General features: G+C 54.5%; 13 protein-coding genes. 8 read left to right on the forward strand and 5 right to left on the reverse strand.

The genetic code is table 11. The features are described 5' to 3' along the window. Positions 1–57 precede the first annotated feature (57 nt). Positions 58–996 (reverse strand): flagellin, encoded by a 939-nt coding sequence (locus FA91_RS10825; RefSeq protein ID WP_034915616.1) that lies wholly within the window; start codon positions 994–996, stop codon positions 58–60. A gap of 253 nt (positions 997–1,249) precedes the next feature. Further along, positions 1,250–2,188, reverse strand: a complete 939-nt coding sequence (locus tag FA91_RS10830; protein ID WP_034915619.1) for a flagellin — start codon at positions 2,186–2,188, stop codon at positions 1,250–1,252. A 233-nt stretch (positions 2,189–2,421) separates the two neighbouring features. Here FA91_RS10830 and fliD point away from each other — a divergent pair, with 233 nt between their 5' ends. The 4 genes from fliD (at position 2,422) to amyA (ending at position 6,208) form a co-directional block, all read left to right on the forward strand. After that, a complete protein-coding gene (gene fliD / locus FA91_RS10835; protein ID WP_034915620.1) occupies positions 2,422–3,834 on the forward strand; it encodes a flagellar filament capping protein FliD in 1,413 nt (470 codons plus the stop codon). A 13-nt stretch (positions 3,835–3,847) separates the two neighbouring features. Further along, complete coding sequence (gene fliS, locus FA91_RS10840) at positions 3,848–4,237, forward strand: flagellar export chaperone FliS (RefSeq protein WP_034915621.1); 390 nt, start codon at positions 3,848–3,850, stop codon at positions 4,235–4,237. Positions 4,238–4,257: 20 nt separating this feature from the next. Further along, positions 4,258–4,611 (forward strand): flagella biosynthesis regulatory protein FliT, encoded by a 354-nt coding sequence (fliT, locus tag FA91_RS10845; protein ID WP_034915623.1) that lies wholly within the window; start codon positions 4,258–4,260, stop codon positions 4,609–4,611. Positions 4,612–4,726: 115 nt separating this feature from the next. Next, positions 4,727–6,208 carry an alpha-amylase gene (gene amyA, locus FA91_RS10850; protein ID WP_034915626.1) on the forward strand — a complete coding sequence of 494 codons (1,482 nt, stop codon included), beginning with the start codon at positions 4,727–4,729 and terminating at the stop codon, positions 6,206–6,208. A gap of 44 nt (positions 6,209–6,252) precedes the next feature. Here the strand turns inward: amyA and yedD are convergent, their stop codons facing one another. Continuing rightward, the gene (gene yedD, locus FA91_RS10855) at positions 6,253–6,732 is read right to left on the reverse strand and encodes a lipoprotein YedD (protein ID WP_034915629.1); all 480 of its coding nucleotides are present in this window, start codon (positions 6,730–6,732) and stop codon (positions 6,253–6,255) included. A 219-nt stretch (positions 6,733–6,951) separates the two neighbouring features. Between yedD and FA91_RS10860 the strand changes: the two genes are divergently transcribed. The 4 genes from FA91_RS10860 (at position 6,952) to FA91_RS10875 (ending at position 11,918) form a co-directional block, all read left to right on the forward strand. After that, positions 6,952–8,553 carry a methyl-accepting chemotaxis protein gene (locus tag FA91_RS10860; protein ID WP_082212586.1) on the forward strand — a complete coding sequence of 534 codons (1,602 nt, stop codon included), beginning with the start codon at positions 6,952–6,954 and terminating at the stop codon, positions 8,551–8,553. A gap of 9 nt (positions 8,554–8,562) precedes the next feature. Next, positions 8,563–9,861: a sugar ABC transporter substrate-binding protein gene (locus FA91_RS10865; RefSeq protein WP_034915633.1), complete on the forward strand. Its 1,299-nt coding sequence runs from the start codon at positions 8,563–8,565 to the stop codon at positions 9,859–9,861. A gap of 90 nt (positions 9,862–9,951) precedes the next feature. Continuing rightward, on the forward strand, positions 9,952–10,275 hold the full coding sequence (locus FA91_RS10870; protein WP_034915634.1) for a DUF6388 family protein: 324 nt from the start codon (positions 9,952–9,954) through the stop codon (positions 10,273–10,275). A 251-nt stretch (positions 10,276–10,526) separates the two neighbouring features. Further along, positions 10,527–11,918: a GGDEF domain-containing protein gene (locus tag FA91_RS10875; protein WP_034915635.1), complete on the forward strand. Its 1,392-nt coding sequence runs from the start codon at positions 10,527–10,529 to the stop codon at positions 11,916–11,918. A 48-nt stretch (positions 11,919–11,966) separates the two neighbouring features. Here FA91_RS10875 and FA91_RS10880 read toward each other — a convergent pair whose 3' ends face one another. Beyond that, entirely contained in the window at positions 11,967–12,233 is a 267-nt protein-coding gene (locus FA91_RS10880) for a hypothetical protein (protein WP_034915638.1), read from the reverse strand. Between the two features lie 121 nt (positions 12,234–12,354). Then, positions 12,355–14,106 carry a glycosyl hydrolase family 28-related protein gene (locus tag FA91_RS10885; RefSeq protein WP_034919222.1) on the reverse strand — a complete coding sequence of 584 codons (1,752 nt, stop codon included), beginning with the start codon at positions 14,104–14,106 and terminating at the stop codon, positions 12,355–12,357. Positions 14,107–14,131: the final 25 nt, after the last annotated feature.

Raw genomic sequence — 14,131 nt, forward strand, 5'->3', positions numbered from 1 at the left:
GTATGCGTATAAAAAAAAAGAGCCTCATGATGAGGCTCTTTTTGCGAATCACGCGTATTAACGCAGCAGGGACAGCATGGTCTGCGGAACCTGGTTGGCCTGAGCCAGTACGGACGAGCCGGCCTGCTGGAGGATCTGCGCACGTGACATGTTCGACACTTCCGTCGCGTAATCCGAGTCCTGGATACGGCTGCGGGCTGACGACAGGTTGTCCACCGTGTTGTTCAGGTTGGTGATGGTTGATTCAAAACGGTTCTGCGACGCACCCAGCAGGCTGCGCTGTGAGTCAACCGATTTGATGGCCGCATCGATATCGGCCAGCGGCGTGGTGCCTGACGCCGTACCGGATGCGCCACCGGTGACCTTGCCTTTCAGCACGTCAAAGCCGACCGCTTCAGTGGTACGTGCGTTGCCGTTAACCGTGTCGGTGCCTGACGCCATGGCTTTGGTGTTCAGTGCCGTGCCGCTGCTGATACCGGCTGCCGCCAGGTTGTAGCTGTCGCTTTTGCTGATGGTGATGGCGATCTTCTCACCGTCTTTTGAACCCACCTGGAAGTTGTAGTCGGTTGAGCCCGAACCGGTGTTCAGCACCTTGATGCCGTTAAAGTCGGTCTGCTTGGTCACGCGGTTGATCTCTTCCATACGCTGGTTAACTTCAGACTGGATGGAGTCAATGTCGGATGCAGAGTTGGAGCTGTTCTGTGCCTGAACGGTCAGGTCACGCACGCGCTGTAAGTTGTTGTTGATTTCTGACAGCGCGCCTTCAGCGGTCTGTGCCAGCGAGATACCGTCATTGGCGTTACGCGCCGCCACGGTCAGGCCGTTGATGTTGGAGGTGAAGCGGTTGGCAATGGCCTGGCCCGCTGCATCATCCTTCGCGCTGTTGATACGCAGACCGGAAGAAAGACGCTCGATCGCAGAGCCCAGCGATGCCTGAGATTTGTTCAGGTTGTTCTGTGTGGTCAGAGACAGGGTGTTAGTGTTAATTACGGCCATGATAAAATTCCTTAAAAGGTTGGGTATGGGTCAGGTTTCTGGCTCATGGCCGTACCGCCTTCAATAAAGTTATCGTCACGGTGCAAAAGATCTTTAGGGGTAAACAGCAGAATTTGCGGGAATAACGCCGGAAATAACCGGCGCCGGCATCATGCACTTTTCGGAGAGACATCAGCGGGCGCCCTTGCGGCAGCCGGTATGCGTATAAAAAAAAAGAGCCTCATGATGAGGCTCTTTTTGCGAATCACGCGTATTAACGCAGCAGGGACAGCATGGTCTGCGGAACCTGGTTAGCCTGTGCCAGCACGGACGAGCCGGCCTGCTGGAGGATCTGCGCACGTGACATGTTCGACACTTCCGTCGCGTAATCCGAGTCCTGGATACGGCTGCGGACTGACGACAGGTTGTCCACCGTGTTGTTCAGGTTGGTGATGGTTGATTCAAAACGGTTCTGCGACGCACCCAGCAGGCTGCGCTGTGAGTCAACCGATTTGATGGCCGCATCGATATCGGCCAGCGGCGTGGTGCCTGATGCCGTACCGGATGCGCCGCCGGTGACCTTGCCTTTCAGCACGTCAAAGCCGACCGCTTCAGTGGTGCGTGCGTTGCCGTTAACCGTGTCGGTGCCTGACGCCATGGCTTTGGTGTTCAGTGCCGTGCCGCTGCTGATACCGGCTGCCGCCAGGTTGTAGCTGTCGCTTTTGCTGATGGTGATGGCGATCTTCTCGCCGTCTTTTGAACCCACCTGGAAGTTGTAGTCGGTTGAGCCCGAACCGGTGTTCAGCACCTTGATGCCGTTAAAGTCGGTCTGCTTGGTCACGCGGTTGATCTCTTCCATACGCTGGTTAACTTCAGCCTGGATGGAGTCAATATCGGATGCAGAGTTGGAGCTGTTCTGTGCCTGAACGGTCAGGTCACGCACGCGCTGTAAGTTGTTGTTGATTTCTGACAGCGCGCCTTCAGCGGTCTGTGCCAGCGAGATACCGTCATTGGCGTTACGCGCCGCCACGGTCAGGCCGTTGATGTTGGAGGTGAAGCGGTTGGCAATGGCCTGGCCCGCGGCATCATCCTTCGCGCTGTTGATGCGCAGACCGGAAGAAAGACGCTCGATCGCAGAGCCCAGTGAAGCCTGAGATTTGTTCAGGTTGTTCTGTGTGGTCAGAGACAGGGTGTTAGTGTTAATTACGGCCATGATGTGTTCCTTATAAATGAAGAGTGACCCGGGCTGCTGGCCCAGGGCCATTAACCGTTAACCAGGTTATCGCCTCATTTCGAGGAAACTTTATTTTTTATTTTTAGCAAAGCGTCTAACTAGACCCTTTTCTCACGTCTGTTTGCCCCATTGTTTTTTTTAAATGCCCCTAAGATTTACTCAGTCACTGCCGATACTACTTGCAATGATGGTGAACGAACTAAGGATTATCTATGGCAAGTGTAAGCTCACTCGGTGTTGGAACCAGTCTTGATCTCAGCTCGCTTTATGACAGTTTGGAAACAGCGGAAAAGACCCGTCTGACGCCTATTACCACGCAACAGACTTCATATAAGGCTAAACTGACTGCCTGGGGCGTTGTACAAACTTCATTAGCTAAGGTTCAGACCGCAGCGGCGGCCCTGAAAGATACCTCGTCAATTGCCTCAACAAAGGTGACCAGTACTAACACCGCGTTTAGTGCTTCACTGGCAACCACGGCAACTGCCGGCAGCTATTCAATTGAGGTTTCACAATTAGCGAAAGCACAGTCGTTGCTATCCAAATCAGCGACAAGCAGCTCTGCGGATCTTGGTGATTCCAGCCTGAGCTCACGTACGATTACTATTGCTCAAACCGGCCAATCTACTCCTCTTGAAGTAACATTGACCAGCGACCAAACCAGCCTGTCGGATATTCGCGATGCGATTAATAAACAGCAGGGTAGCGTCACTGCGAGCATAATCAAGTCGGATGACAATACTTATTATTTGTCGCTGACCTCGCGTGATACTGGCACCGCGAACGCCATGACCGTCACAACAACGGATAGCGCGCTTTCAGCTTATATCAGCTATGACGGAAATGCTTCAAACACCAGCAATGGTATGACACAAAAAGTCGCGGCCGCTGATGCTAAGCTCAATATTAATGGCGTAGATATTACCCGCAGCAGCAATACCATTACCGATGCGCCAGAAGGCGTAACATTGTCGCTGACTGCAACGACTGCGACAGATAAACCGGAAACGTTAACGGTAACAAAAGATAATTCGCCAATGACAACGGCGGTGCAGGCGTTTGTGGATGCGTATAATTCGTTGCAGACCACGATCTCGTCACAGACGAAATATACCGCTGTCGATCAGGGAAGTACCACACAAAACACCAGCAATGGCGACCTGTTGGGTGATGGCACACTGCGAAATATTCAAACGAGCCTGCGCTCAATGCTGTCAACCAGCCAAAGCGGCGGTGACTATACGCTTTTATCACAGATAGGTATCACACAGGACGTCGATGGCAAATTAACTGTGGATAGCACTAAGTTAAATAAAGCGCTGGACGAAAAACAATCAAGCGTCATCAGTTTTTTGTCCGGCGATGGAAAAACAACCGGATTTGCCACACAAACAAGTAATTTGCTCGACAAGATTCTGGGCAGCGATGGGGCAATTCAAAATGCGCAAGATGGTATAAATAGTTCACTGAAACAGCTGAGTGAGCGCTCGACGGCGATTACTGCGAGCATTACAGCGACGATGGCCCGTTACAAAACACAGTTTACTAATTTAAGTACGTTGGTATCGTCGTTGAACACGACTGCTGCTTATTTGACGCAACAGTTTAGTTCGTCAAGCTCATAGTTGAGGAAGAGATATGTACGCGAAGACAGGAATCCAGGCCTATGCCCAGGTGAGCGTGGAAAGCGCGGTATTAAGTGCAACCCCTCATCAACTGGTGGTGCTTTTGTTCGATGGCGCGCACAGCGCCATGAAAAAAGCGGCCATTTTGATTGAGCAGGGAGATATTCAGGGCAAAGGGCAGGCTATTTCCAAAGCGATTAATATTATTTCTAACGGGCTGCGCGCAGGCCTGAACCATGAAGCGGGTGGTGAGATCGCGGGGAATCTTGACGATCTTTACGAATACATGACGCGACGCCTGCTGCACGCCAACTTGCATAATGATTTGAATGCGATTACCGAAGTTGATTCGCTACTGGCAAATATTTCTGACGCATGGAAAGAAATTAGCCCTACTCCTTAACCTTTGCAGGATACATTCTGATGAATGGTAATGTCGAAATGCTTGTAAACTATCAACAGCTTTTGAATATGAGCAAGTCTATGCTCTCTCTGGCCATTGAAGGTAAATGGAACGATCTCATTGATTGTGAAGTTGATTATCTTCAGACCGTTGAAAAAGTGACGCATAATGAACTGCCTGCTTCCCTGCCGCAGGGTTTGCAAAGCCAAATTCGACTTGCCGTCAAAGAAATTCTTGCAAATGAAAGTCAGCTGAAAACGCTATTAACCGGGCGAATGGATGAGCTACGCGGTCTGGTTGCCAGCAGCTCGCACCAGCGTAATATCAGTACCACCTACGGAAGAATATCCGGCAACGTTCTGTTTCCCGAATGATTTAACGCGTTACCCCGCCTTTCGGGCCGAGAAGAAAAATATTTTTCGTCGGCCCGCGCTTTTTCCCGCCCCTGCTCCATACTTCAGATCCCGTTAATTGCTGGAGCCTGGACGCATGCATAACCCCACGTTATTACAGTTTTTTCACTGGTATTACCCGGACGGCGGCAAACTCTGGCCGGAAGTGGCTGAACGCGCCGCGTGGCTCGCGGAAACCGGCATCACTGACGTGTGGTTGCCGCCCGCCTATAAAGGTGAATCCGGCGGTTACTCGGTGGGTTATGACACTTACGATCTGTTTGACCTTGGGGAGTTTGACCAGAAAGGCTCCCGCGCCACCAAATACGGCGATAAACAGCAGTTATTAGCAGCGGTCGATGCGCTTAAAGCGCAGCAGATTGGGGTGATTCTGGATGTCGTCCTCAATCATAAAATGGGCGCCGATGAGAAAGAGCGGATGTTAGTTAATCGGGTAAATCCGGACAACCGCGAAGAGATTGCAGAAGAGGTGATCGAAGCCGAGGCCTGGACACGTTTCACCTTCCCGGTGCGGGACGGTAAATACTCCAGATTCGTGTGGGATTATAAGTGCTTCAGCGGCGTCGATCACATCGAAAATCCGGATGAAAACGGCGTGTTTAAAATCGTCAATGACTATACCGGTGAAGGCTGGAACGATCAGGTCGATGACGAACTGGGCAATTTTGACTATCTGATGGGCGCCAACATCGATTTCCGTAATAAAGCGGTTACCGAAGAACTTAAATACTGGGCGCGCTGGGTAATGAACGAAGTGCACTGCACCGGTTTTCGACTTGATGCCGTTAAGCACATTCCTGCCTGGTTCTATAAACAGTGGATCGATCACATTCAGGAAGTTGCCGAGAAGCCAATGTTTATCGTGGCGGAGTACTGGGCGCATGAAGTGGATAAACTTCAGCACTATATTCACCAGGTCGACGGCAAAACCATGCTGTTTGACGCGCCGTTGCAGATGAACTTCCATATCGCCTCGCAGGAAGGCGCGGGTTACGACCTGAGCCAGATTTTTCACAACACGCTGGTGGAAAAGGATCCGTGGCACGCGGTAACCCTCGTCGCCAACCACGATACGCAGCCGCTTCAGGCGCTGGAAGCACCGGTCGACGCCTGGTTTAAGCCCCTCGCCTACGCGCTGATTTTGCTGCGCGAACAGGGCGTACCGACTGTTTTCTATCCCGATCTGTTTGGCGCCAGCTATCAGGACAGCGGCAGCGATGGCGAAAACTGTCAGATTGAGATGCCTGCGATCCCGGCGCTTGAAGCCCTGATCCAGGCGCGTCAGCGTTACGCGCACGGCGTGCAGACCGACTGGTTCGATCATCCTGACTGCGTGGCCTTCGCCCGCAGCGGCACGGAATCGCTGCCGGGCTGCGTGGTGATCATGTCGAACGGCGACGAAGGCGAAAAAACGCTGCCACTCGGATCGGATCTGGCCGGGAAAACCTGGTGCGACCTGTTGGGACATCGGCAGGAAACGGTGACCGCCGACGCGGAAGGCAACGCGCTGTTCCGCTGCAACGGCGGCAGCGTCAGCGTTTGGGTGATTCAGGCATAAAAAAAGCCCGCGCTTGCATGCGCGGGCGTTTTACATTTAACGGATCAGGATTTCTGATTTTTTCTCATCGCCTTCGGGTGCGATTTTTTGTTTTTCACCGTCGGTTGCGCGTCTGCCTTTGGTGCGTTGTTGATGTCATCCAGCGCCGTCTGACACTCTGACGTGGGCTGCGACACTTTTTCAAGCACCAGCTTATCGTAATGCAGCATGCCGCCTTCCAGTTCCAGCGGCATCACGCGCACCTGATTGTTGACATTGACCCACTCGTCATCCAGGCGCGTCACCTTGCCCGGCTTGGCAATCACCCGCTGCCATTGACGGCAGTCAAGCGTATCGCCCGCCGGGGTAATAATCAGTGAGGCGATCGCTTCGCTGCTGACCAACCCTTTCTGCGGCCCTTTGCTTTGCCAGTTTCCGACAAGCGCCGCAGGCGGCGGCGTTTTTACCGCGCTTTGATAATTTGGTATCTGCGCGCAGCCCGACAGCGCAACCGCTGCGGCGGTCATAGCAATCCACTTTTTCATTTTCAGTTCCTGACTCATCCACCAGGCGCTACGTTATAATGTCTGCCTGCGTACCGCAAGCGGCACCGCAACAGCCAGGACTATCCTGTTGAGCACGCTTCAATATTTCCGCGCCGTCTAAAGTTCACCACCCCATTTGCCGATAACCAGTTGCAAAGCAAAAAAATAGCGACGGTGAATATTAACGCACCGTAATTATCGATAACCGGGGAAGTATCTATGCGTCTGACCATTCGCGCCCGCCTGATTGGCATCGTGGGCCTGCTGTGCGTTCTCCTTATTGTTTCCGCCGTTTGGGGAATTATCGGCCTGCGCGCCGCCGACCAGCGCGCTGCCACCACCTACCGTACCGAACTGTTGCCCTTACAAACCACCTCACGGCTGTTTCGCACCGCTCAGCTTCAGTCCGCCACGCTTTTTGAGGCGCTGCGCTACTGGACAGATCCCGCTGAAGTCGATAAACGTCTGGAAAAAATCAGCCGTTACGCCGACCAGATCGCTCAGGATCGCACTCGCCTGAATGCAATGCCGCGCATTCCCGGCACCGAAGCGCTCAGTGCGAAGCTGCTGGATGAACTGAATGTTTACCAGGCTGCGCTGACGGAAGCGGGCAAGCTGCTCAAAGCGGGCAACCCTTCCGGCGCGCTGGTCATTATTGAAACGCAACTGCGCAGCGGCAGCGAAGCGCTACAGGCGGATATGGACAGGCTTGATGCACAGATGCGTCAGCATGCCGGAAAAAACTACGAGGAGAGCGCCAGTTCTTATGCGCTGGCGCGTAACAGCCTGATTGCTATCCTTGCCATCGGCCTTTGCCTGGCGCTGGTGGCCGGCTGGATGCTGATCCGCTCCATTGCGCGGGCGATTACCGCTGCGCGTCGCTTTGCGGAGTCAATCGCCGAAGGCCAGCTCAATCACCACGTCACCCATTTCTCTTCCGATGAGATGGGCGAGCTGATGCGCTCTCTGGCGACCATGGACGTCAGGCTTGCAGAGATTGTCCGCGAGGTGGGCGAAAGTGCCGGGGCGCTGAATGATGCAGCCCGCCAGATGGCGGCGGGCAATGATGACCTCTCCGAGCGCACCCATTCTCAGGCCAGCTCGCTGGAGCAGACGGCGGCCAGCATGGAGCAGATGACGGCGACGGTAAAACATAATGCCGATAACGCCGCGCAGGCCAATGAGCTGGCGGTAACGGTGCGTGAACAGGCGCAGCGCGGCAGCAACGTATTGCAGGAGGCGGTGGGCGCCATGCAGGAGATCGAATCCTCCAGCAAGCGCATTGCGGATATCAACCGGGTGATCGATGAAATCGCCTTCCAGACCAACCTGCTGGCGCTGAATGCGGCAGTGGAAGCGGCGCGTGCCGGCGAGCAGGGCCGCGGCTTTGCCGTGGTCGCCTCCGAGGTGCGCCAGCTGGCGCAGCGTTCTTCAAAGGCCGCGCAGGAGATCAAAGAGCTGATTCAGGCGAGCGTCAGCAAAGTGGATACCGGCAGTTCACTGGTGATGCGCTCCGGCGAGATGCTTATGGAGATCAACAACGGCGTTGCCCGCGTGGTGGATATTGTCGGTGAAATCGCCATTGCCAGCCGCGAACAGTCAAGCGGTATCGATCAGGTGAACATTGCGGTAACCCAGATGGACAGCGCCACGCAGCAGAATGCGTCGCTGGTGCAGGAAGCCACCGCCGCCAGCCAGACGGTGAGCGAACACGCCGGACTGCTGGTTGAGAAGATGTCATTCTTCCGCCTTCAGGAAGGCGTGCCGCAGGCCGCTGAAGCGCATGCGATCCACGCAACGCTCACCCCGGCGTGGAAATAAGGAGCGGACATGCGTAAAACTACCCTGCTCGCCCTGATGCTGTCGCTGCCGCTGGCGGCGGCGGCAGATACCACCCTGACCATCGCCACCATCGCCAATGGCGATATGACTATCATGCAGCAGATCGCCTCGCGCTATGAGCAGAGCCATCCGGGCATACACCTGCAATGGAAAATCATGAGCGATGCCGAGCTGCGTAAAGAGAACCTGGCCGCGATGAGCAGCGGTCAGGCCGGTTTCGACGTTATCACCGTTGGCACCTATGAAGCGCCGCTGTGGGGACAAAAAGGCTGGCTGACGCCGCTCAACGCACTGCCCGCGGACTACGATGCAGACGATCTGTTGAAACCGGTGCGCAAAGCGCTGTCATCGAATAACACGCTTTACGCCCTGCCCTTTTATGGCGAAAGCAGTATGACCTACTACCGCAAAGATCTCTTTGCGGCAAAGAACCTCACCATGCCTGACGATCCCTCGTGGAGCGATATCAACCGACTCGCCGCAAAGCTGACCGATCGGGCAAAAGGCATTAACGGGCTCTGCCTGCGCGGCAGCGCGGGCTGGGGCGACAACGTGGCGCTGATCACCACGATGGCCAATGGCTACGGCGCACAGTGGTTTGACGATCGGTGGCAACCCATGCTCAACAGCCCCGAATGGCGCGAAGTATTGCAGGATTATGTGCAGATGGTGCGTGACTACGGGCCGTCGGATACGGTTAAAAACAGCTTCGGCGAAATTCTTCGCCTGGTGGCGCAGGGGAAATGTGCGATGTGGGTGGACAGCACCGTTGCCGCTGGCATGCTGGTGAATCCGCAGATTTCGATGGTGGCGGACAAAATAGACTTTGCACCCGCGCCGGGCGAGCTGACCCGCAACGGATCAAACTGGCTATGGGCCTGGGCGCTGGCGGTACCGACTAACGCGCCCAACAAGCAACAGGCGGTTGAGTTTATCAGTTGGGCCACCTCGCGCGCCTATATTAAGCAGGTTGCGGAAACCGTGGGCTGGGGTGCGGTGCCGCCGGGTAGCCGTAACTCCACCTATGAACAGGCTGACTACATCAGACTGGCGCCCTACGCCAAACGCGTGAAGGCAGCAGTAGAGAGTGCGTCCGTTGAGCAACCCACGCTGGGGCCGGTGCCTTATCAGGGCGTGCAGTACGTCAGCATTCCCGGCTTCGATCGCATGGGCAATGCGGTTGGCGAAAATATTGCCGCGCTGCTGGCGGGTAAGCTGACGCTGGATGAAACGCTGACGCGCAATCAGCAAGCGGTCACGCAGATTTACGCCGAAACGGCGCGTTAAGCCGACTGCCGGACGTCCGCGACGCGTCCGGCATTTCAACCCGGCTTTTCAGCGTGTAAACTGACGCCTTTTCTCCTGTCAGGTTCCATGATGAAAACCATTGAAGAGTATTACACCCTTGCCAAGGCGCTGTTTCTTGAGGCGTGCCCGGAGATTAAAAGCGCGATAGGCGCTCTCACTGAAGCAGACGCCGCACGCGCAGGCCTGACGCTTGCTCAGCTCCGCGCGCTGCAAACCGATCGTGCCTGGGCCGCCTGGACCCGTGAAAGAAAACTCGACGGCATGCTCTTCGCTATTCAGTTGGCTGAGCCGGACAAGGCCGTAGCCGCCGAAGCGATTGAAGCCTATTTACGCAGTCACGCAGAGGCGTTGGGTATGAGTTGGGAAGCATTCTGCATCAAAAACGAACTTTAACCTTGTGCGTTTTATTACCGGGCATCCGGGTTAAGAATGCTCCCAAAGCCAAATTCGCGATAAATTAGTGTTCGATAAGCCCCTGGATTTGCGATATACATTGGCAAAAAAATTTTTTGCGGGCGCACGATTAATTATCGATCAGCCGAAGTTAAATTAATTCATCGCAGTCATATTGGCCCGTTTTGCGGGGTGATATCGCGCCGTCATATTTCAGGCGGCATGGCTCTTAAGCATATCGAACCTTAACAATGCCTCATGATAAATACAGAGTTAGCACCATCGTATTGTTTCTTCTTGCGTTTGGTTTCGCTGCCTTAGGTATCTGGTGCCGTAGCTATAACGCCCTTTCTCTGTTCTGGCCCTGTAATGCCATCATGGCTGGCCTGCTGATACGCTTTCCCTGTTTTAATCACAGGCTCAGCTTCCCGATCATTTATAGTGCGATGGTAATTGCCGATCTTATGTCCGGAAGTTCGCTGATGATTTCGCTGGGCATGACGGCAGCCAATGTGGTTTTCATGGTTATCGCCAAAAACGTGCTGCTTTCAAACTCGTTTAATCACGCCTTCTCTCAGCATCTGCAAACCCTTCTGCGCGTGTTTCCGGCCTCCCTTCTCGCCGCAGCGGGCTGCGCGGCGGTGGGCTCACTGGCCAGCCAGCACTATTTTCACGAGGATTTTGTCAAAGGCTGGATCTCGTGGTTCTGCGAGCAGGTTTCCACCTCGCTACTGATTTTGCCGCTTTTTATTACGCTGCCGCGCCGGGCCGAACTTCCGCAGTTGGGTAGCGAGATGCGGCAAAGCTCCCTGCTGCCGCTGGTTGCGCTGGTGGTGTCGACACTGACCGGTATTGGTGTTGGCGGCGGCGGCAGTCTGATCTTCCCGCTGCCTGCCCTGGTCTGGTGCGCCATCAGCTACCCGGTTTTTTTTACCTGCCTGCTCACGCTTGCCACCGGCATTACGGAAATTGTTCTTGTTGCCAGTGATATGCTGAATATTCAGGGCACGGATGACTTTTTTCGTATCGATAGCCTGGCGTCTGCACGGCTTGGCGTTGCCGCGATGATTGTCAGTCCGCTCATCGTTGCGCTCAGCACCAGTGCGAATAAACGGCTGCTGGCGCGCATCACTCAACGCGCCGACTATGACTACCTGACCGGTGCGCTGACGCGAAGCGGCCTGGCGGCAAGGCTGGATGCGTTAACCCAGGGCAAAGGCAGGCAGCATGTTTTTTTTGGGGCAGTGCTGGTGATTGATATCGACCGTTTTAAAAGCATCAATGATACCTGGGGCCATGCGGCCGGAGATATCGTGCTGGCCAAAACCGCAGAGCGTCTTCAGCAATCCTTATTACAAAAAGCGATGATCAGTCGAATGGGCGGTGAGGAGTTTTTGATTTTGATTGAGGGAATTTCACAACCGCGCGCGCTACTGCTGGCTGAACGTCTGCGTCAAAGTGTGGAACGTAACACGATTATGTTTAATGAGCATGATCTCAGCGTAACCATCAGCATCGGCGTCAGCAGGCTGACGCTCACCCATCCCGGCAGTCTTGATGAATCGATCAAAACTGCCGATGAGCAGCTCTACATTGCTAAATCCAGCGGGCGCAACCGCGTCAGCCCGCAGTTTGTTCTGTAAATAAAAAAGCCCGCCATGAAGGCGGGCTGATTTTACTGCTGTGAACCGTCAGGCTTCGTTTTCGATGCGGTTAACGTCGATTTCGAGATCCTGGATAAATTTATCCAGCTCGTCGAGTAAGCCGCCCTGCCGGGTCAGTAAATCATTAATTCGCTCAGCGAACGCCGGATTTTTATACTCTCCCTGGTCGAAAGCCAGCCAGTGGGTCGAGAGCATTTCCGTGTTGGTCTGCGCATAATGGCGCATCTCTTTTAACTGCGAAGTGACGTCACGCAGGTGATCGGTCGGCAACTTAGTTTCTTCATTATCACTCATGCATATATCCTTCTTTAGTTAACGCGTACAGGTTCTGACTGCTCCGTTTTCCTAAAGTTCCTTAACATTTCCATAACCAGTTCATTCGGCATAAAAAACCGCCTTCCCTGGCGGCGATCGCCTAGTAGTAAGCGACTTTGCGGTCCGTGCCGTTAATGTTAAGCGTGATATAGCCTGTCGGCGTGGTTGCGCCGGGCGCGACCGCCGTCGCCGTGGCCAGTGTCAGCACGCCCTTCTCATTCGCACCGAAACCGGCCAGCCCGTTATGGAAGCTCATCCGCGCATTTGGCGAGGTGGTGCCGATAGTGGACGTATCGGTCACTTCGCTCAGGTCAACGGTGAACAGGTTACAGACGCCGGCATCAAAGCGCGTCGGGCCGGTCGAAGTGAGGTTAAACACCGTATCGCCGCTGGACGCCTTGAGCTTCACCCAGACCTCAACGTAGGTCAGGCCAATCCTGTTGAGCTTCACGTCTAATACCGCCGGAAAACCTTTATGCTGAATATCAGCATAAATTGCATTGGCACAGCGCGAGATGTTCAGCCACGTCAGACAGGACGCCATCGTGGTCACCGGATTCCCTGCCGTGCCGCTCAGCGAATCATTGGTGCCTTTGCTGATGATCTCAACCACCCACTGCTGGTTATCGTTTGGCATGGTCAGCTTACCCAGCCGATACCATTTGTCGCTGCCGGACGTGTTGGTTATCCGGTAGCCACTGTACCAGCCTGCCTTCATTGAGCCGGTCATGGTCGTGCCAAAGCTTTCGTCCCTGCGCCAGCCGTACTCGTAGCCTGAAAGCCAGCGCGTGGTGAGATTCGCATCCATGTTCATCGTCGCCCCTGCCTGAAGATTGAGCTGGCGAAGCTGCACGCGGCTGTTGGTCAAATCCAGCGGCGTGGCGCAGTCTTCAAGGCTCAGCGCTTCAATCAGCCACTGTCCCTCACTCAGATTACCCGGATAGCGCGTATGCTCAATCCATATATTGCGCAGCAGCCCCTGGGTCACACGCGGCATATAAAGCGTGGCGTCGCCGTAGCCGGTCTGGAAGTTACAGTTGGAGATCTCGATAGCGGTTGAGTGATCCCACACGCCCGTCGCCGTGCCCGACCAGCCGACGTCCAGAACCCTTGCGAAGGTGTTGAGGGTGTAAACCTGATCGAATTTTGTATCCAGCGTATCCTGAATTTTGATAACCGTACCGCCATTGTTTTGCGCACGGAAGCTGGTAACCAGCACCGATTGACCCGCAGTGGTGGTATTGACAAAAAACGGCTGCTGATTGGAACACATTGTCGGAGCAATCGCTGCTGTATTGGCAACGATATCCGCATTGGACTGGCCGTTCCAGGTGATGCCCTGAATGACCGTCCGGCGGGCTTTCACCAAAAAAACCGGATTAGTGGATTTATCGGAGATGATGGTGGTTCGTGGCATGGCGCCATGCGGGTTGTAATCCCCCTGAATGTAGAAGAACGCCATTTCCGTTGCCGACAGATCCATCGGGCTCAGCAGGAATTTCCCGGCCGGGAAACGTACCCCGAGATCCTTTATATTGCTGTTGTACTTCTGCGACCATGCCAGCATCAGTTTGAACGCCGGACTGTCGTCAGTGACGCCATCGCCCTTCGCGCCAAAGTGATAGAGATTGAGCTCGTCCGGGTCGTTAATAATACGCTTCCAGTAAAAACCGTTGCCGGTCGCGACCGTACCGGCATCATCGGTCAGCGTGGTGGCAGAGACAAACCCGACAAAGTCGCCGCCGCCGTGAAAGGTGGCGTCTTTATCGTAATAGCGTTTGAGTGACGCAATATCACCTGATTTAGCAGGTGCGGTGGTTCTCAGCTCAGCAAAAGAATTAACTTCAATCATAATAGCCTCCACGGTGACAAGCATT

This window comes from Erwinia sp. 9145 (assembly GCF_000745075.1).
Taxonomy (GTDB): Bacteria; Pseudomonadota; Gammaproteobacteria; order Enterobacterales; family Enterobacteriaceae; genus Erwinia; species Erwinia oleae.

What these genes read in the sequence shown, in the direction of transcription:
- FA91_RS10825 (WP_034915616.1), bottom strand. Translation starts at nt 996, where the DNA reads ATGGCCGTAATTAACACTAACACCCTGTCTCTGACCACACAGAACAAC.
- FA91_RS10830 (WP_034915619.1), bottom strand. Translation starts at nt 2,188, where the DNA reads ATGGCCGTAATTAACACTAACACCCTGTCTCTGACCACACAGAACAAC.
- fliD (WP_034915620.1), top strand. Translation starts at nt 2,422, where the DNA reads ATGGCAAGTGTAAGCTCACTCGGTGTTGGAACCAGTCTTGATCTCAGC.
- fliS (WP_034915621.1), top strand. Translation starts at nt 3,848, where the DNA reads ATGTACGCGAAGACAGGAATCCAGGCCTATGCCCAGGTGAGCGTGGAA.
- fliT (WP_034915623.1), top strand. Translation starts at nt 4,258, where the DNA reads ATGAATGGTAATGTCGAAATGCTTGTAAACTATCAACAGCTTTTGAAT.
- amyA (WP_034915626.1), top strand. Translation starts at nt 4,727, where the DNA reads ATGCATAACCCCACGTTATTACAGTTTTTTCACTGGTATTACCCGGAC.
- yedD (WP_034915629.1), bottom strand. Translation starts at nt 6,732, where the DNA reads ATGAAAAAGTGGATTGCTATGACCGCCGCAGCGGTTGCGCTGTCGGGC.
- FA91_RS10860 (WP_082212586.1), top strand. Translation starts at nt 6,952, where the DNA reads ATGCGTCTGACCATTCGCGCCCGCCTGATTGGCATCGTGGGCCTGCTG.
- FA91_RS10865 (WP_034915633.1), top strand. Translation starts at nt 8,563, where the DNA reads ATGCGTAAAACTACCCTGCTCGCCCTGATGCTGTCGCTGCCGCTGGCG.
- FA91_RS10870 (WP_034915634.1), top strand. Translation starts at nt 9,952, where the DNA reads ATGAAAACCATTGAAGAGTATTACACCCTTGCCAAGGCGCTGTTTCTT.
- FA91_RS10875 (WP_034915635.1), top strand. Translation starts at nt 10,527, where the DNA reads ATGCCTCATGATAAATACAGAGTTAGCACCATCGTATTGTTTCTTCTT.
- FA91_RS10880 (WP_034915638.1), bottom strand. Translation starts at nt 12,233, where the DNA reads ATGAGTGATAATGAAGAAACTAAGTTGCCGACCGATCACCTGCGTGAC.
- FA91_RS10885 (WP_034919222.1), bottom strand. Translation starts at nt 14,106, where the DNA reads ATGATTGAAGTTAATTCTTTTGCTGAGCTGAGAACCACCGCACCTGCT.